The 18,475-nt window shown below is 40.3% G+C and carries 13 protein-coding genes; 5 read left to right on the plus strand and 8 right to left on the minus strand.

Annotation, left to right across the window (positions count from 1 at the left end):
* The first annotated feature begins 7 nt into the window (after positions 1-7).
* Positions 8-1,939, plus strand: a complete 1,932-nt coding sequence (locus D0S24_RS03900) for an OmpA family protein (RefSeq protein ID WP_117018504.1) — start codon at positions 8-10, stop codon at positions 1,937-1,939.
* A gap of 60 nt (positions 1,940-1,999) precedes the next feature.
* Here the strand turns inward: D0S24_RS03900 and D0S24_RS03905 are convergent, their stop codons facing one another.
* The 5 genes from D0S24_RS03905 to D0S24_RS03925 all read right to left on the minus strand — a co-directional run bounded on the left by D0S24_RS03905 (position 2,000) and on the right by D0S24_RS03925 (position 7,325).
* A complete protein-coding gene (locus D0S24_RS03905) occupies positions 2,000-2,191 on the minus strand; it encodes a hypothetical protein (protein ID WP_117018505.1) in 192 nt (63 codons plus the stop codon).
* A 405-nt stretch (positions 2,192-2,596) separates the two neighbouring features.
* On the minus strand, positions 2,597-3,856 hold the full coding sequence (locus tag D0S24_RS03910) for an NRAMP family divalent metal transporter (RefSeq protein ID WP_117018506.1): 1,260 nt from the start codon (positions 3,854-3,856) through the stop codon (positions 2,597-2,599).
* 298 nt (positions 3,857-4,154) lie between these two features.
* On the minus strand, positions 4,155-4,790 hold the full coding sequence (locus D0S24_RS03915; RefSeq protein WP_117018507.1) for a vancomycin high temperature exclusion protein: 636 nt from the start codon (positions 4,788-4,790) through the stop codon (positions 4,155-4,157).
* A gap of 170 nt (positions 4,791-4,960) precedes the next feature.
* Positions 4,961-5,416, minus strand: coding sequence for a hypothetical protein (locus D0S24_RS03920; protein ID WP_117018508.1), 456 nt, complete (start codon positions 5,414-5,416; stop codon positions 4,961-4,963).
* A 1,060-nt stretch (positions 5,417-6,476) separates the two neighbouring features.
* Positions 6,477-7,325: a DUF1080 domain-containing protein gene (locus D0S24_RS03925; protein WP_117018509.1), complete on the minus strand. Its 849-nt coding sequence runs from the start codon at positions 7,323-7,325 to the stop codon at positions 6,477-6,479.
* Between the two features lie 599 nt (positions 7,326-7,924).
* Between D0S24_RS03925 and D0S24_RS03930 the strand changes: the two genes are divergently transcribed.
* The 3 genes from D0S24_RS03930 to D0S24_RS03940 all read left to right on the plus strand — a co-directional run bounded on the left by D0S24_RS03930 (position 7,925) and on the right by D0S24_RS03940 (position 14,941).
* Positions 7,925-11,167, plus strand: coding sequence for a TonB-dependent receptor (locus tag D0S24_RS03930; RefSeq protein ID WP_220377723.1), 3,243 nt, complete (start codon positions 7,925-7,927; stop codon positions 11,165-11,167).
* Between the two features lie 17 nt (positions 11,168-11,184).
* The gene (locus D0S24_RS03935) at positions 11,185-12,960 is read left to right on the plus strand and encodes a RagB/SusD family nutrient uptake outer membrane protein (RefSeq protein ID WP_117018510.1); all 1,776 of its coding nucleotides are present in this window, start codon (positions 11,185-11,187) and stop codon (positions 12,958-12,960) included.
* A 94-nt stretch (positions 12,961-13,054) separates the two neighbouring features.
* Positions 13,055-14,941 carry a heparinase II/III family protein gene (locus D0S24_RS03940; RefSeq protein ID WP_117018511.1) on the plus strand — a complete coding sequence of 629 codons (1,887 nt, stop codon included), beginning with the start codon at positions 13,055-13,057 and terminating at the stop codon, positions 14,939-14,941.
* A gap of 153 nt (positions 14,942-15,094) precedes the next feature.
* Here the strand turns inward: D0S24_RS03940 and D0S24_RS03945 are convergent, their stop codons facing one another.
* A complete protein-coding gene (locus D0S24_RS03945) occupies positions 15,095-15,562 on the minus strand; it encodes a hypothetical protein (RefSeq protein WP_117018512.1) in 468 nt (155 codons plus the stop codon).
* Between the two features lie 7 nt (positions 15,563-15,569).
* On the minus strand, positions 15,570-16,004 hold the full coding sequence (locus D0S24_RS03950) for an META domain-containing protein (RefSeq protein ID WP_117018513.1): 435 nt from the start codon (positions 16,002-16,004) through the stop codon (positions 15,570-15,572).
* A gap of 421 nt (positions 16,005-16,425) precedes the next feature.
* Here D0S24_RS03950 and D0S24_RS03955 point away from each other — a divergent pair, with 421 nt between their 5' ends.
* Positions 16,426-17,841 (plus strand): alkaline phosphatase, encoded by a 1,416-nt coding sequence (locus D0S24_RS03955; protein ID WP_117018514.1) that lies wholly within the window; start codon positions 16,426-16,428, stop codon positions 17,839-17,841.
* 209 nt (positions 17,842-18,050) lie between these two features.
* Here D0S24_RS03955 and D0S24_RS03960 read toward each other — a convergent pair whose 3' ends face one another.
* The gene (locus D0S24_RS03960) at positions 18,051-18,440 is read right to left on the minus strand and encodes a putative zinc-binding protein (protein ID WP_117018515.1); all 390 of its coding nucleotides are present in this window, start codon (positions 18,438-18,440) and stop codon (positions 18,051-18,053) included.
* Positions 18,441-18,475: the final 35 nt, after the last annotated feature.

The raw sequence follows: 18,475 nt of genomic DNA on the forward strand, positions 1-18,475 counted from the left end.
TATGAATATGAAGTTTAATTTCGTAGCTATATTTTTTATCATTTTGTCGTCCTATGCTTTTGCCCAGCAAAAAAAGTCCAAAGGGGATATATTGTTTTTTGAATATTCCTACAACAAGGCCATTATAGAATATCAAAAGGAATTGAGGGAGTCCAAACTTTCCAATACACAGTATTTAAACCTGGCGGATTCCTATATGAAAATAGGGGACCATAAAAAGGCTTCAGAAATTTATGTTTCCATTTTTCAGAAGGATACTACCATGTCTTCCTTTCATTTTAATAAAATGCTGCAAGCCTTATCCAAAACGTCCGAAATTGAAAAAGTTAAGGCCTACCTATCCACAAAGAAAGATGATCTGGCCCCGGAGTTATTGGAAAATGCCGATTTTAACTATGAACTGATCGCCACCAATAGGAATGAGGAGTTGGATTTTAAGATCTTTAACATCAGCGGGAATAGTCCGCAGGCCGACTTTTCCCCAGCTTTTTATAAGGGGAAGTTATTGTTTTCCAGTAGTAGGCCCGATGGTACCAAAAGGATTTATGGTCCTTCGGGAGAGGCGTACCTCAATATTTACGAATCAAACATTGAGGCTCAGGGCGACATAAAAAGGCCCCAAGTTTTTAAGGGCATATCCAATACAAATTTTCATCGGGCAACGCCTTATTATGCCGAGGAGCTCAATTATTTATTTTATGTACTCTCCAATGCCGATGAGGAGGTATTGCAGTTTAGTGAAAACGGTAAGAACGCTCTGGCCATGGGAAGGATGGATGAAAGTGGGGCATTTCAGTTTATACTAAGGGATTTGGATACTTCCTTTTATTATCCTTTTTATGAAGCTAGTACTGGAAAATTATTTTTTGCCGCAAATTTTGAGGATGGTTATGGTGGCACGGATATTTATTATGTGTATACCAACAATGGGCTTATTATGTCCGCTCCGGTAAATTTAGGTCCAAGGATCAACACCCCTGGCAATGAAATAGCCCCTTATATCTTTGAAAACAGCCTTTATTTTTCTTCCGATATTTTTTATGGGCTGGGAGGAATGGATATCTATAAATCCAATATTAATTCCGATGATGGTTTTAGTATTCCCATAAACCTGGGAGAGGGGATAAATTCTGGAAAGGACGACTTCGGATTTATTATTGGGAACAATGATACCAATGGGCTGTTGGGTTATTTTTCATCCAATAGGGATGGCGGTAAGGGCAATGATGACATCTATGGGTTCAATGTTAAGGAAAAGCCGGGATTAAAAACCCTGGCACTTAAAGGAAGGGTAATTGATCTTGGCTCCAATAATGGGGTATCCAAGGCCCAGGTCCGATTGATGGGCAAGGACGGAGAGCTTTTAAAGGAGGTGTTTACAAATGAAGATGGGGATTATAGTGTGGAGATTCCTTTTCAAAATTTCGTTACCGTAGAAGCTACAAAAGAAAGGCATTCCATATTTTCCAAGACCTATCAAGATAGCGAATTGGACGAAATACAGAATAAGGCCTTTAATATGGGCATTAAACTTTTGGACGACTTGGTGGAGGAGCAAGAGGACCAAACCGTTATAAAGCTGAAGAAGTTTTATTTTGAAAAGGGACAGAACAATATTACCCCGGAAATTGCCCAGGAATTGGATAAGGTTGTCGATGTAATGGATAGATTTCCCCAATTACAGTTAAGGATAGAATCGCATACCGATAGTAGAGGGGGGGGCAGTTCCAATTTTACCTTATCCCAAAAAAGGTCCGATTCCATTAAAAAGTATCTCATACAACAAGGTGTTCCGGCAGGGAGTATCCTTTACTCCATAGGTTATGGAGAGGAAAAACTCTTGAATGGCTGTAAGAATGGCGTTTTTTGCTTGGATATGTTGCACAATAAGAACGAACGATCCTTAATAGTGGTGCTCAACTACAAGCTATTATACTAAGGACGTTTCATTGGTCAAAACCACTTTAACGGGTATTATGGGATTGATATCCTTGGCAGGTTACTTGGCCAAGTTGCACTCGTTACAATCCTTGATTTCGCCATAGTAGGTTTCCCTATATTTATGGAGGGTTCGGATTGGAATACCTAAAACCACTTCTTTTATATAGGTTACCCGGGTGTATAGGATTCCCATTTTGGAATTATAACGCTTCTCGTTCCTTGTATTTCTTTTTATACGAATCAATTTCATTATTCTGCGATGCTTCTTCATATTGTACAAAGATTAAGGATTGAAACGTTAAAAACAAATTTTAGGTGTTAAGTCTTATTTTCTATGGAATTTTTTACATCATAGTATTGGTAGCTTCCTTCCGATGTAATATGGGCCCGCCATTGTTGGACATACAAAAAACCATTGAACCAGCTTATGCTTATAGAAACCTATTCTGCGGATAAGGAAACTAATCCACAAGCTTCTTGTTTTGCTTTTTATTCATCGGATAGTCTATTTTTTATTGGTATTCAGGAATGCGCTGTATTTGGGCGATGCAAAAAATGAACAGAACACGATTTAGGGATAGCAAATTCTGTCTTTTTCCAATACACACGGTTATTGGGGTTGATCTACAATAACTCCTTTTATAGGAGCTTTCTATCAAAAAAACAGCATCCAACAATAATATATGGAAAAGAGGGTAAGAAAGAGGATGCCCAGATAGGTCAATAACCGTAGGTTTCCGTTGGGTCTATCCGCCTCAGGTATTTCCTGGCCCATAACGTTTTTTAAATTCATGTACCCTATGATCGGAGCCATAACAAATGACACAAAAGTGGCCAGGGCAACAAGGATCCCCATATTGGCTGAAAAAATACTTATGACCATAAAATTTACTATGGCCAGTAACAAAACCCCAATGGTAAACCCCTTATTTTTAATGGCCTCCTTTTTTGGGAACAGCAGGGACAGGATGTCCACGCTTACCCTGGCAAGGGCATCATGGGCGGTGATACAGGTGCTGAACATAGTGGCAAACGCGGCTATGGCAATCAAAATATAGGCCCAGGATCCGATATTGGCAGTAAACAGTTGAACCAGTTGGTCTGCAAAAACAACGGCACTATTGCTCAATTCCGTGTTGGTGCCATAGAGGGTGAACCAGCCAATGACCATAAAAAAGAGGGCCAGGATAGCTGTCGTAAAATAGCCAAAATTAAATTCCTGAAGGGCCTCTTTTAAAGTGGGCTTCTGTTTGGAATTTTTAAATTTTTCTATGCTCCAAAGACTTATCCACCCGGATGCCTCCACAGCGGTTGGCATCCATCCCATTAACCCTATTAAAAAAAGGATTCCCACCTCATTGAAAATGATGGGCGTTTCAAAGTTTTCTATGGCGGTAACCTTCCCATTGGCGATTACTAAAATCGTTGTGACCAAAAGGGCCAAAAATAAAATGGATACCACATACTTCAGGGAGATTTCCAGAAATTTATAACGGCCAACGATGAGGAGTATACAGATTAGAATAAATAGTCCACCAGCAACAATGCTGATGGGAATATTGGTCAATCCGAAAAGATTGATCAGCAATCCGGAAGTAACCACATAGAGTGCGGCCAGAATGGTGAAGGTGCTGAATAGCGTAATAATGGCATAAAAGATCAGATAGGCCTTGCCACGGTTAAGGTAACCTTCTATGAGCGTTTTATTGGTAATAATGGTGTATCTGACCCCAAATTCAAAAAACGGATATTTAAATATATTGGCCAATAAGATAGGGAGTACCATGATCCATCCGTATTGGGCACCCGCTTTGGTGGACAGCACTAAATGGGAAGTTCCTATGGCCGTACTGGCAAAGAGCAGACCTGGACCTAGGTTTTTTATCAGATTTTGTATGGAAGCCCGGATAGACATAATTAGATAGACATAGTAGGAGTAAATATAGCTAAGATTACTCGATAATCGAGATTAATCCCGGTTTCGGGAGAGCGCTTTTTACAGGAGTGGGCAGTGAGCAGTAGGCAGGTTCAAAGTTCAAGGTCTGACCTCTTGAGAGCGCCTGTCCCACTTTTTGCGGGAGGTTGGGGATGTGTATTGATAGCCGTCTTTCACAAGACCAAAAATACCTAAAAAATAGATTTCTTTATTTGATTATTGACACAGAATCTATCGGGAGCTTTGTCCCGATGACTCGGGATTGCCCCGAGCTTGTTCATTTTATTTCAATTTTCTCTCCCAAAAATTTTGGTTGGGTGTTAAGGGCTAGATCGATAAATACCTTGACACGTGCAAAATACTCCCTTAGCTGCACTTTTAGGCCCTGATGCAATGAGATGCCATCGGCATTAAATCCGATGGCATGCAATCCTTTTTTTTCAGCCAGATATATAGCCCTTTCATTGTGGAACTTTTGGGATATCACGGTTACATTATCCAATCCAAAAATGGCCTTGGCCCTTACCATGGAATCCAAAGTGCGGAAACCGGCATAATCCAGGAATATATTCTCTGCGGGTATACCGCCCTTAATGAGGTCCTTTTTAAATACATTGGGTTCATTGTAATATAACGAACCATTGTCCCCACTTACCAATACAAAATCTATTTTTCCTGCCCTGTACAGTTCAAGGGTAGCTTTAATTCTGTTGGTGTAATAGGGGTTGGATCCGCCGCCCACCAACTTATTGGACGTTCCCAAGACTAGGCCTACCCTGTTTTTAGGGACATTTTCAACATTCCAATAGGTCTTGTTTTCGGCCGCGTTCGTAATGATTTTATTGCAAGTAAGCAATATGACATATGTGGATATAATCCCAATTAGAAGTGCAATGCCAATTTTCTTAACCATTTGTCAATTTAATCAATAAAAAAATATTGTACCAAATCCAAAGAGTGAAAGTAAGCCGTATTTTTCAATCTTATATAGCATACCCGATAATAAAAGTAAATATTAATACAAAAAATATACCCCAACTTCTATTAGTTGGGGTTGATATAATTGTGCAAAGGATTTATAGTTTAATTGGCAAGTGCACCGATATTACCTTGGGTAATAATTATCTCCAAGTGTTCCTCATTTTGATGGATCTTAATATGGCCTTCAAATTTTAAAAGTTGTTCGTAGGTAATAGGTGTTCCATCGTCCAGGGTAGTTACAATGGTACTACTGGATTCGCAATCACAGTCAATGGGCGCTAAGGTAATGGCCACTTCACCACCGGTTGCCACATCGTTAAAATAAATAAATGCCGGATGTATGTCCTTGGAAGCACCATTTATCTCCAAAAGAATGGTGGTTGACCCATCTTCGTTTTTTGTAAAGCTTACCTTTCCCGAGATTTTTGAATTGGAAACAGAGCTCAAGGGATACACCTTAACACTCGTAGAGGGATCGTTAGAGGAGGGGTCATCTTTCCCACAACTAGTAATTAATAATGAGATTGATACTAGGAACAAAAAGTAATATTTTTTCATTTTACGGAGGTTTTGTTTTCCAAAGGTTCCGAAATAATTTGATCAATATTCTATAAAAACTTTTATTGGTCCAAATATTCGATGAAATGTAAATAAATACTTACTTAAAATATAAAGGAGGTTAAAATAATCCTATTTTAAGGTAAATAAATATAAGGGAGTCTTTAGAACATGACAAAAAATAGTTTTTCGTCATCGCGAGGTTCGAAGCGATCTGTCGCCCATTGGGCAGATTGCTTCACTTTGTTCGCAATGACGCATTTTTATGCTCTAATCGGTTTTTGTCATGTACTGTTCAGGGATACTGTATTTTGAAGATAAGAAATTCTGTACAGGGTGGTTTTGTTTTGAATAAGTACCCGACAACTTCGTTTACGAATTTTAATGTAGGGCAGGAATTTTAAAAATGGTCCAGAAACAGGGGTGTTAGGGGATAAATACTTTCTACCTCAGTGTCCTTTCAAACCTAATTTAACATCCCAAATCTTGTTCTTTTTCACTTGGGCTTCGTTAAAAAAAAACAGTTCCGTAGCTATGGCTATGCAACATTTTTTTTGCCTTGGCCAGTTAAAAAATATCGGCGACTTAAACTACACAGGAGCGTTGACCCCACACTAGGATTTTTTGGCTTTCTTGTCCCTTTTTGCCGCTTTCTTTTCCTTGGCGGATAAAACGGGTTCCTTTTTTACATTTTTCTTTGCATCTTGACTCTTTGCCATAAGATTTGTTTTTATCAAATGTACTCATTATTTACATTTGTAGTAATTTCCGATCTGTAATTTATGTAATCGGTCGTAATAATTAGGTTAACTATCAAAATGTTTCCCCTGAGGAAAGAGAGCGGGCAAGCCTGCCTGTATCCTATGGTTGTCAGGATTGGTTTCTATTAATGGGGGAGTCCACGGTTAGCAGTGGCAGTGGGCAGTGTTTTTTTGCATACTGCATACTGCATACAGCCAACTTACCATCCAGTCCTTATCAAGGAATTTCATCCTGTTTCAAAGCCCCTGTCTTGGCCGATAGGTTTGTAATTTTGTTGTGTAGTTGAGTTTCGTCAATATTACTGAACGGGAACCCTCTTTTCTGCCCTTAGTTTGGCAAGAATTTTTTCCAATTTCTTAGGTTTGTCCGCAAACTTTTCCAAATCAATGATTTCTACTTTTCGGAAGTCTACCGGGTGACTCTCGCTTTGTAGGGAAATGCTTCCGGACTTTAGAAATTTGCCTTGTTCCGATCCCTTTATGGGGTCTAGTTGGGGTTTGTTGTATCGCATAACTTCTTCCCCATTTACATAATGGACAATTAGGGAGTCCCTTAGGACAAGGACTTCCGCCCTTACCCATTGATTACCGTGGTAAGTTTTGGAAGTGGAATTGGTGCAATGTTGTTTTACTATTTTGCCTTTCATTTCGAACTGGGTGCCGGGGGTGCATAAATTGGCCGTAGAACGTTCGTCCCTGCCATTTCCTCCCAATAACTGTACCTCAATGGAATTTGGGAAATCCTGGTCCAATGTCATGGTCGCTGGATCCTGACCGTGAACCATTATGCCACTGTTCCTAAAGGCCCACCCCGGTCCTCCCTTAACTTGATCGCCAACAAATCTATATTCAACGCCTATTAAATAGGAAGAAAATGGCTCCTTATAAAACAGATGTCCAAATTGTTCGTCAAATTTGGTATAGTCATCATATCTTACCTGAATATTTCCGTCCTTGACCTGAAATGTATTGCCAAAATTATCGTTCAATTTATGGTACCTTATTTTTAATTGCCAGTCATTTAGATCCTTTCCGTTGAACAACCGTTTCCACTTCATGTTCTTTTGTGCTCCACATTCACTAGAGCTAAGACCTATACCAATGATTAGGAAAATGATAAAAAGATTTTTGTTGTATTTGGCGTTCATAAAATGAATTATAGTTTGAAGCACCTAAAATAGTATTTTAAATTTAAAATAGTAAACAGGTTAACCAGGGCATTTATTTTTTTGTCCCAATTGCCCAGCGATTTGTTAAAATATTGTTCAAATTACTATTTGCAAATGGTGGGTGGGAAAATTACCCAACTTCATGCCAGATTGTTTTTACTATCATAATATGGTCTAATTTATTCCGTATATATCCTAATAAATCCTATGGCACTAATAGTTTAACATGCTAAACCCCTTGCCATTACTCTTAAAGGCAAATTATGAACATAGTGTATTTTGTAGCCTAATTTTTATGTTATGGGAGATTATGTTAATAAAAGAAGGAAATTTCTTTTTTTTTATTAAATCTATTCCTATATTAGAAAAGTTAAATAATTGTTAATACATAATTTTGAACTCTATTTTGCAAGAAATCAATAACTCTATGCAAGTAATTTTAAAATTTAAATAAAAAAGGTCTTAATATTTTTAGGATATGATATTTACCCTTGCAATGGGTTGTCCAAGATTTGTAGTTGCAAAATTAACAGGTTTATCTCAACTATCAGTATCTCAACTAACTTAATTTATTTATTATGATGAAAAATCGCTTACAAAAATTGATCCCAAAAGCTAAGGGCTTTTTATTGCCTGTAATGCTGTTTTCTATGGGCATACCACCAGCATTTGCGTATGCAGGAATAGATGAACCATTTTCTTTTATGGAGAAAATACAATCGATTGTACAAGGCAAGGTTTTGGACGAGGACGGTCTTCCGTTACCTGGGGCCAGTGTAGTCGTAAAAGGAACATCCACGGGTGCAGTAACAGATTTTGATGGTAATTATAGTATAGAGGCGCCTTCCCAAGGTATTTTAGTTTTTAGCTATGTAGGTTACAAAACAACTGAAGTGGCCATCGGAGGAAAATCCACTGTTAATGCAACCCTTTCTATTGATGCCGGACAGCTGGAGGAAGTTGTTGTTGTAGGTTATGGTACCCAGAAAAAGAAGAACCTGACCGGTTCTGTAGGTATTGCCGATGCCGAACGTCTAGAGAATAGGCCTATTACTTCGGCAGGACAGGGGTTACAGGGGGTAGTCCCCAACCTTAACATTTCTATCAGAAACGGGGATCCGAGCGAATCCGCCGAATTTAATATTAGAGGTTTTACTTCTATAAATGGGGGAAGCCCTTTAATATTGGTAGATGGAGTACCCATGGACCTTGAACGTATCAATCCAAATGATATCAAAAGTGTTTCAGTACTTAAAGATGCTTCGGCTGCCGCTGTCTATGGTGCAAGGGGTGCTTTTGGGGTTATCTTGGTAGAAACGAAAAAGGGTAGGGTCGGCAAGACTACTATCAATTTTAGTACACAGCAATCCTACGCAAAGCCTATATTTAATATAGATCCCGTAACCGATCCATATGATTTGGTAAACTATCTTAACGAGGCGCAAATTCGTACCAGTGGACAACCAAGATATGATGAGGATTATGTAACCGGTACAAAAAGGTATTCTGAAAACCCCATAGCGGCAAATGAGTGGGGTGTGGTAAACGGAAATCTTCGTTTTTATGGTTACAATGATTATAACAACAGGGCCATTGCCGATTTCGCACCCCAACAGACCTATGATTTTAGCATAAGCGGGGCTACCGAAAAGGCATCCTATTATGTGTCGTTCGGGTATCTCAATAAAGACGGATACATTAACAATAGCGAAAAAAATGAGAAGTTCAAACGTTATAACGTATTGATGAAAACGGACTACAAAGTAAATGATTGGCTCAGCTTGGATTCAAAAATTGTGTTTAATGCCCAAAATAGTGACAAACCGCATTTTTACAATTGGGATGTCAACATCAATTCCGTTGCCAGGGTAAATGCCATTACACCCGTAGAATTTCCCGATTTACCGTATTATCTTACACCTGGGGATCATGCAGTTTATGAGCCTTACATTGGTAAATACTTTGGAGGCACCATATTTCTGCCTTATTTGGAAGACGGTGGGCGCGATACTTTTGTAACCGGCGATACTTGGTTAACACAAGGGATTACTTTAGACCCTCTCCCCGGCCTAAAAATCAGAAGTGATTTCTCATACAATACGTCTAACAGAAACGATAAGGAGGTTGCAAGTAAAATTGAAATAATAGATACAGACCTAAATGCAGATCCTATTATTACCAATGGCCTTAGTGGAAATGACTATATTCAAGAATCCAATGATCGCAATGAATATTATGTTTTTAATGCTTTTGCGGAATACGAGTTCAATGCTGATCGTGCAGATAAAGACCACTTCTTAAAAGCCATGATCGGTTTTAACCAAGAATGGGGACATAAGCGCTATTTTTCTGCACGGGCACAAACCTTGATAACCCCTGCCATTACAAATATTAAAGCCACTACGGGTGCACAGACAACAAATGGAAACGAAACGGCAATTTCGTTGAGAGGTGGTTTTTATCGTTTAAACTATATTTATAAGGATCGATACCTTTTTGAGGCCAATGGTCGTTATGACGGTACTTCGCGTTTTCCTACGGATGATAGATTTGGATTTTTCCCCTCTTTTTCTGCGGGTTGGAACATCTCTGAAGAGTCTTTTATGAGTGGTGCCAGCGGTTGGTTGGATCAGTTTAAGATACGTGGCTCTTGGGGTACTTTGGGGAATCAATCGGTAGAGGACAGTAATGGGAATGACATATTTTACCCTTATATCTCAAGCCTGAATTCGGGCACTTCCGCATATATTCTAGGTTCGGGCAGAACTCCCTATGTAGGTCCTGGAGGTCTGGTCAGTCCAAGTTTAACTTGGGAAACTGTCGTCTCCAAGAACATTGGACTTGATTTGGCGCTATTTAAAAATAAGCTGGCCATTACGGCGGATTATTATACACGTGATACCGAGGACATGCTGATGTCCGTAAGCTACCCCGGACTTTTAGGAACCAACGCACCTGCAACAAATGCAGCCGATTTGAGGACCAAAGGTTGGGAGCTTTCCGTTACATGGCGCGATACCTTTGGTGAGCATGGCCGATGGGGCTTAAACCTTGCCCTGGCCGACAGTCAATCGGAAATCACCAAATATATTAATCCTTCTGGGGCATTATCTGAATATTATGTAGGACAGAAGATAGGCGATATCTGGGGATATGAAACGGTGGGAATTTTTCAGGACCAGGCCCAGTTGGATGCAGCACCGGACCAATCGTTCATAGATCCGAACTTCCTGGTCGGGGACATGCAGTATGCCGACCTTAATGGTGATGATAAAATAGATAGTGGAAGTAATACCTTAAGCGATCCTGGAGATCGCAGGATCATAGGGAATACAACTCCGCGATATTCCTTTGGGATCAACCCTGATGTTAAATACAAAAATTGGTCTTTGGATCTCTTTTTTCAAGGTTTATTTAGGGACTACCTTCCCGGAAACGGCAATTGGAATGCCTTTTACCCTAATAATTCGGGGGTAACGGAAAAGTATTACTTAACGGAATCATGGAGTCCCGATAATCGGGATGCCTATTTTGCTGCACCACTGGTCGGAACCTCCAACAAGCGTAATATTGTACCCCAGTCCCGTTATGTACAGGACGCGGCCTATATTCGTCTTAAAAACGTTACGCTTAGTTATAATCTGCCCAACAATGTCCTTGAAAATCTGGGTATGGATAAATTTCAGCTATACCTATCTGGCCAGAACCTTTGGGAGTATACTAAAATGCACAAACCTCTTGATCCTGAATCGGTGTTTACGGTAACCCAAGAATATTATTTACAGCGAATCTTTACGTTTGGAGTCAACGCATCATTTTAATTTAAAAAATATATACTATGAGAACTAATAGAATTAAAGATATAATGCGGTTTTCGACGATACTCCTTTTGTTTGGCTGCAACGATGATTTTCTGGAAAGATTGCCGTTAGATGGAGTTAGCGATGCCACCTTCTGGTCTACTGAAAGCGATTTACAGGTGTACAATAACAATTTTTATCACCTAGCGCGGATCGATTCCGATATCCCGATCATGATGGGCCATCAAGAAGGGTTTGAAAGCAACAATACCAGTATTTGGTATTTGGATGAAGCCTCCGATAACATTACGGCCCAGCATAACCGACATGATCGTTATAGAAATTTACGGGCCGGCATTTATACGGTTCCCGATGGTTCCCAACAGTACGGTTATCGCGGATGGAATTTCGTACGCTCTTTGAATATTGGCCTTCAGCACTATGACCTTGCCAATGTTTCTGAAGAAATTAAAGATAAATATAGGGCTGAAGCACGTCTTTTTAGAGGTTGGTTCTATGCCGATAAGGTTTCGAAATTTGGGGACATCACTTGGATGGATGAAGAACTTTCTACGGATTCGGAAGAATTGTTCAGTGCCAGAACCCCGCGCAATGAAGTTATGTTGAATGTTTTGGCAGATTTGAATTTTGCTTCCCAAAACCTACCAGAGGCTTGGGGCGATGGGGGCAATCATGGGCGATTGAATCGGTGGGCCGCTTTATTGATCAAATCAAGAATATGTCTATTTGAGGGTACATGGCAAAAATACCACGGTGGCAGTAATAGTGAAATGTGGCTTACCGAGGCGGCCAATGCGGCAAAAGAGCTAATAGAAAATAGCCCTTATTCACTATATAGCACAGGAGATCCTGAACATGATTATAATGCCTATCACCGGCAATTGGACCTTGATGGCAATCCTGAGGTTATTTTATGGAGGAAATACGATCCAGGACAGTATACCAATCACGTAATGTCCTATTGGAGAGGATATAACGGTGGAGCAACCAAAAGTATGGTCGAAGATTATCTGTGCACTGATGGACTGCCTATCACCCTATCCGGACTATATGCAGGAGATGGCCAAATTGAAGATGTTTTCGAAAACCGGGATCCGCGTCTTCGACAAACAATTCTGCACCCAGATGACCGGGAATACTATAACTTCGGCAATAGTGGAGATTTTACCTATCCTCGCGTAACCGGTATGGTAGGTGGAGAAAAAAGTGCAACGGGCTATCATATCATTAAAGTTTATGATGTTGAGGCAGCTTACAGATCGTACAATACTTCATGGACTCCGGCCATTACTTTGCGTTTGGGTGAGGCCTTGCTCAATTATGCGGAAGCAGTGGCCGAATTGGGCACCATTACCCAAGACGATTTGGATATGACGATCAATGCCTTACGGGATCGTGTGGCCATGCCACACCTTGATATGGCCAATGTGCCGGTTGATCCCCGGTATACAGATGACGGAATATCCCCATTGATTGCTGAGATCAGAAGGGAGCGACGCATTGAGTTGTTTATGGAAGGTTTTCGTTATGACGACCTTCGCCGATGGAAACAAGGGGCAAAATTGCAGAAGAAAGATTTTGGTATGTTGTGGGATGCAGCGGCCGAGGCACGCTATGTTGGAGCTACGGTAAAAACGGCCGTAGATCCCATTTCGGGAAAAACCTATATAGATCCGTTTGGGGGTTCAGCATGGGCTACCCCGCAGTTTGACGAGAACAAACACTATTTGTGGCCAATTCCACTTTCGGAAATAGCGCAAAATCCCGACCTAGGTCAAAATCCTGGGTGGTAATAGACATTAATTTAATGAGACATGGCCATCCAAAGTTGATGGCTATGTTTTTTAAATATCTGAACGATTTCATTAATACTTAAACCAATTCCAAATGCCATTCAGAAAAGTCCAAAGGTTGTTATTGTCCTTACCACTAATATGTTTATTAACTGTCCAGATTACAAGGGCCCAAGAGGGGACTAATAGTAATCTCCCGAAGCTTCAGAATCCTATAAGTGTACAATATCTTCAAAAAAAGCTAAAAAAGGCAGGACCAAAGCTGGTCTTAAACCCTAAAATTGAAAAAAATCTCATAAAGCGACTGAAAACAGATCCCGTTGTCCGGAATCTGTACAAGGCAATACAGGCCAATGCCGTTGAGATTCAAAAAGAACCACTGTTGATGAGGGAGTTGGAAGGCCGAAGGTTGCTTGATGTATCACGGGAAATGTTGTATCGTATGAATATTTTGGGAATGGTCTATCGCATTGAAAAGGATCCGGTTATTTTAGCTCGGATAGATGAGGAACTAAAAGCCGTGTGCAATTTTTCGGACTGGAATCCATCACATTACCTCGATGTGGCAGAAATGTCGATGGCCGTTGCATTCGGCATTGATTGGGCAGGTGAGGCATTGCCTTCGAGTACTGTTGAACTGGCCAAAGTTTCGCTTATAGAGAAAGGAATCAAACCTAGTTACAATGAAAAAGGCAATACATGGTGGGTAGGAGGCAGCAATAATTGGAATCAGGTATGCCACGGTGGTATGGTAGCGGCCTCTATAGTCACAGCCGATAAAAATCCTGAATTGGCGGCAAAGACCATCAGCAGGGCTTTGGACAGTATGCCTCGGGCACTTGTGGCCTACGGTCCCGATGGTGTTTATCCCGAAGGGTCTACCTATTGGTCATATGGCACCTCTTTTACCGTATTCACGGCTGCTATGTTCGAAAGTGCATTTGGCACTGATTTCGGATTGGCCGCATTTCCTGCCTTTTTGGAGAGTGCCAATTTCAGATTGCTTTGCAACGCTCCGTCCGGTTGGTATTATAATTTTGCCGATTGTAGTGATAAGCGTAGCCAACAGGGCGATATTACTTTGGCTTGGTTTGCTTCCAAAACGGGCAATAAGGCTTTTTTTGAGGAAGACCGTTTTTTGGCCCCCGCCGATAATATGGGAAAATTAGGGAGGAATGCCGGTGCCGGTCTGGTATGGGTTTCTCAATATAAGGAAAAAGAGGACCAAGAAGTCCCATTGGCTTGGAAAGGTGATGGCGAAAACCCAATTGTAATCTTTAAATCCCCTACTGGGGATCCCAATCAGTACTATTTTGGAGGAAAAGGGGGTAGTGGAACGGTTAATCATGGCAATATGGATGGAGGGTCTTTCGTATTTGAACTTAACGGTGTGCGTTGGTCTATCGATACCGGAAATCAGAAATATCACACGCTCGAAGAGACCGGTTTTGATCTTTGGCATAATTGTCAGGAGTGTGATCGTTGGACGCTATTAACGAAAAATAATTTTGGGCATAGTACTTTGAGCGTAAACGGCCAACACCATAAAGTTGATGGCAAAGCTATTTTTACCGACTTTAAGAACGGGGATCGACCAGAGGCTTCACTAGACCTTAGTGCTGTCTTTGAAGGTCAATTAAAAAGTGCGCACCGTCGATTTGTTAAGGACAGCCCAATATCATTGCTAATTGAAGACACCTTGGAGGCATCCGATTCAACGCAATTGATTACTTGGCAGCTAATTACAGTTGCCGATGTTGAGATTGTTAAAGGAGGGGCAATTCTGAGTCAAGACGGCAAACAACTGAGGTTGGAAAATTTGTCACATCCTGAAATATCGGTATCCGTGGTTTCCTTGGACCCTGCACCATTGGAATTGGATCGACAAATTGAGAACCTTAAACGTATCGAATTGCGAATTCCAGCGTATGTCATGAACAACCGAAAAACAACGCTAAGAGTACGTCTTAGCGGAGATTAAGCAAAGAGTGGATTAGGGCAAAACTACTATCGGATTTCCTTTATTATTTTCCCGTTCTTAAGGAATTGGGTTTAATGCTTAGTGTCGCTATTTTCAGATAGGGTTGCTTTACCCTAGAATACCTTTACCATTTGCAAATAAAAAAGATGCACTTTATTTATTGCAATCCGTTTTGGTCAATGGCATGGCAGAAGTATAGCTGATATTGTTTTTGTCAACAAATGCGGTTCCGTCTTCATTTAATTCGCCATAGCCTTCAATAAGTTGGTCGGCTTTTACCAAAAAGGCTACCTCCCGTTTACTTTGGATACCTTCCGACATAAATGAGTATTCCCCAATTAGTTTATCGCCATTTAAATGTCCTGTAAAAACTCCGGAATTACGGTCCTTTCCATCCAGTGTGTATGTTAATTTCCCGGTAACCCCATTCTGAATACCAGTAATTTCAATATTTACAGTATTATTGTTGGTGTCATAGGAATAACAACCAAGTGCCAATAAGGATTGTGATTCTTTAGTGGCCATAATTTCTTTTTCTTCCTTTGTCCCTTGTTCTTTTGTTATGTTTTTACAATTCGTAAGGCCAACGGCCAATAACGATAGGATAATCAGCTTTTTCATTTTTTATTTAATTTTGATCTATCAATTTTCTAAAACGCATCATAGGTACTTCACCGATCATCAAATTCAATTTTCCATCCGTATCAATTTCATACCTATCTATTTTTTTTATCGTATTTAAAAAGAAATTTTCTCCTTCACCGCAGTACATCATTGTGGTTGGTCCAGGTTCTCCAAAAGAAATTTCATTACCGTCCAGCCTGTAATCGGCCGAATAACCATTACAGCTATTATTGCCGCTTACCGAGTTGGTTGTTTTGTTGAACGTGATTTTGGGTTTTTTGTCAGGGTACAGCCCGTTAAAGGCAATTCGGGGTCCAGAAAGGTACTCTAGTTCCCATGCGCCATTAAAAAGAGCGTCGTTTGCCATTTTTTTAGTGGATGAACAAGAAAAAATGATCAAAGCAAATATGCAAAGCGAAAGGATATTTTTTATTTTCATAATGGGAAGTTTTAAATAGTAAAATACCCATAACTATTGATACCTACAATAAAATAAACAGAATATTTTTGCAATAGGCAATGAACAATAAGCAATTAACAATTAACAATGATCAATTAATAGAGGTGTTGAGATAGGAAGTCTGATTTCGGCCAATTGCATAATATCAATTGCTTTACCGTCTGTACTTTTGGTGCATAGGAGTGGATTAGTTTGTTTTTGGAAGGATCCAAAAGGGATTGGGCCACTTCTATATAAAAAAAATGACCAAAGTTATGAATAAAGCATAATTTGATTGGATATATTGTATGCCCTATAATACAATTATAGGGCTATAATCCTAAACTAAGTAAATGCTCCACAGATAAGAGTACCCACCTATACCCAATCAAATATAGAATTATAACATAAACTGAACACAATGAAAATACGAGTATTGATTTCCTTAGGAATTTTTGCAATATTATGCGGTCCTATCCAGGCTCAAGAAAATAATGAGCAAGTATACTTTACCAACGGATTCAAGATTGGGGAAATAACCGCTACTTCGGCAATACTATGGACCAGATTGTGCAGTTCTAAAAAACCTGTTCCTATAAAACACCAACAAAAGGGGGCTCCTTTTAGAAGCCCCATCAACTTTGACAACAATATGCCGGTATATGAAATGGACGGGGCGGTAGAAGGCTCTTTTGGACAGCTAAGATTGGAAGTGCGATCCAAGGACACCGTAATCAACACCCCATGGGAATATGTTTCGGAGTATAGGGACTTTACCTTTAAACAAAGGATTACAGGACTAACATCCAATACGGCCTATACGCTGACCATTAGGGGCAGAAAGTCGCCCGAGGCGCCCATTGCCGAAATACAGGGAGGCTTTACCACAGCGCCCTTGGCAAATGAGGCGGTACCTGTACTTTTTACATCTTCCACTTGTCAATACTTTTGGTCTTACGACGATCCTGATAGGGGCTTTAAGATATATGATAAAATGCTGGAATTACATCCGTTGTTCCACTGCCAAACGGGAGATTATGTGTATTATGACAAACCTGGGCCTATGGCCTACAACGTTCCATTGGCGAGACATAAGTGGCACGCCATTAATTCTTGGCCTTCCCTGGTCAATTTCTACAACAATACCCCGTTGTACCTGCAAAAGGACGATCACGATCTGTTAAAGGACGACGCCATGCCCACCTCCTCCCCATTCGGGGAACTGGGTTTTGAGGACGGGCAACTCATCTGGAACGAGCAGGCCCCGATCATGGATAAATCCTATAGGACCTTTAGATGGGGAAAGGATCTTCAGATATGGATGGTAGAGGGTAGGGATTACAGAAGTGATAATAAGGCTCCGGACGGAAAGGATAAAAGTATTTGGGGCAAGGAGCAGATTGAGTGGTTTAAAAATACGGTGGAAGCCTCGGATGCCACGTTTAAGATTCTGAGTTCTCCTACCCCCATAGTCGGTCCGGATAGGGCCAAGGGAAAAACGGACAACCATTCCAATATGTCGTTTAAAACAGAGGGCGATTGGTTGCGGCAATACCTATCCGAGCAGAAAATGTTCGTGATCAATGGGGACAGGCATTGGCAGTATGTATCGGTTGATCCGGATACAGGCCTAATGGAGTTTAGTCAGGGACCATCCAGCGACTCCCATGCCCAGGGATGGGATCCTAATGACAAACGCACGGAGCACAGGTTCCTTAGGGTAAAGGGTGGTTTTTTGGCTGTAAAAGTATATAGGGAAAAGAACATACCGCAAATTGAATTCTTACATTACGATGTGGAAGGAAATATCGTGAATAGGGAGGTTTTGGGAAGATAGAAGTTAGATGTTAGTATTATTGAGATGCTAGATGTTAGATATTAGAATTGAGACATTAGAAGTTTTGCTATCCAGGCATTTATGGTATTAAATATCCAATTATATTATTTCAAAGATCAAACGGGAATGGATACATTGATCAAAGGGGGGACGGATACATTGTTGTCCACCTTTTATAGGTGTAAAGGGCTTGGTCGTAAACTTCGTTTTTATGGGCGGCATGTTTTTTGTATATTATTTATTTTCATGATAATATGTTCAATAATATCCAATCTCTCTTCCAATTTTAAACGGACATTATTTTTTTTCTTAAGATCATGGTCCGTTAAGACAATATGTACATGGGGTTCGACGTCTATGTTCTTCAGGCATTCTTTGGCACATTGAAGGGGACATCCGTCAACTACAATTATTGGCCTGTTCGACCTGGCCTTTTTAACAAGTGATTTAACTTTTCCACCTACTCCGGCTATGCAGGACATTTCGGCGATACCATCGGAATTGATTTTTATGGCAATATCGTTTGCCAATTGGGCCACATTGCTACAACCGGAACAGGAATAAATAAATGGTAGATTATTTTTCTTTTGATTTTCCATTATCAGTACCTTATATTAAATATTATTGGTTATAA

Source organism: Arenibacter sp. P308M17 (genome assembly GCF_003426735.1).
GTDB lineage: Bacteria > Bacteroidota > Bacteroidia > Flavobacteriales > Flavobacteriaceae > Arenibacter.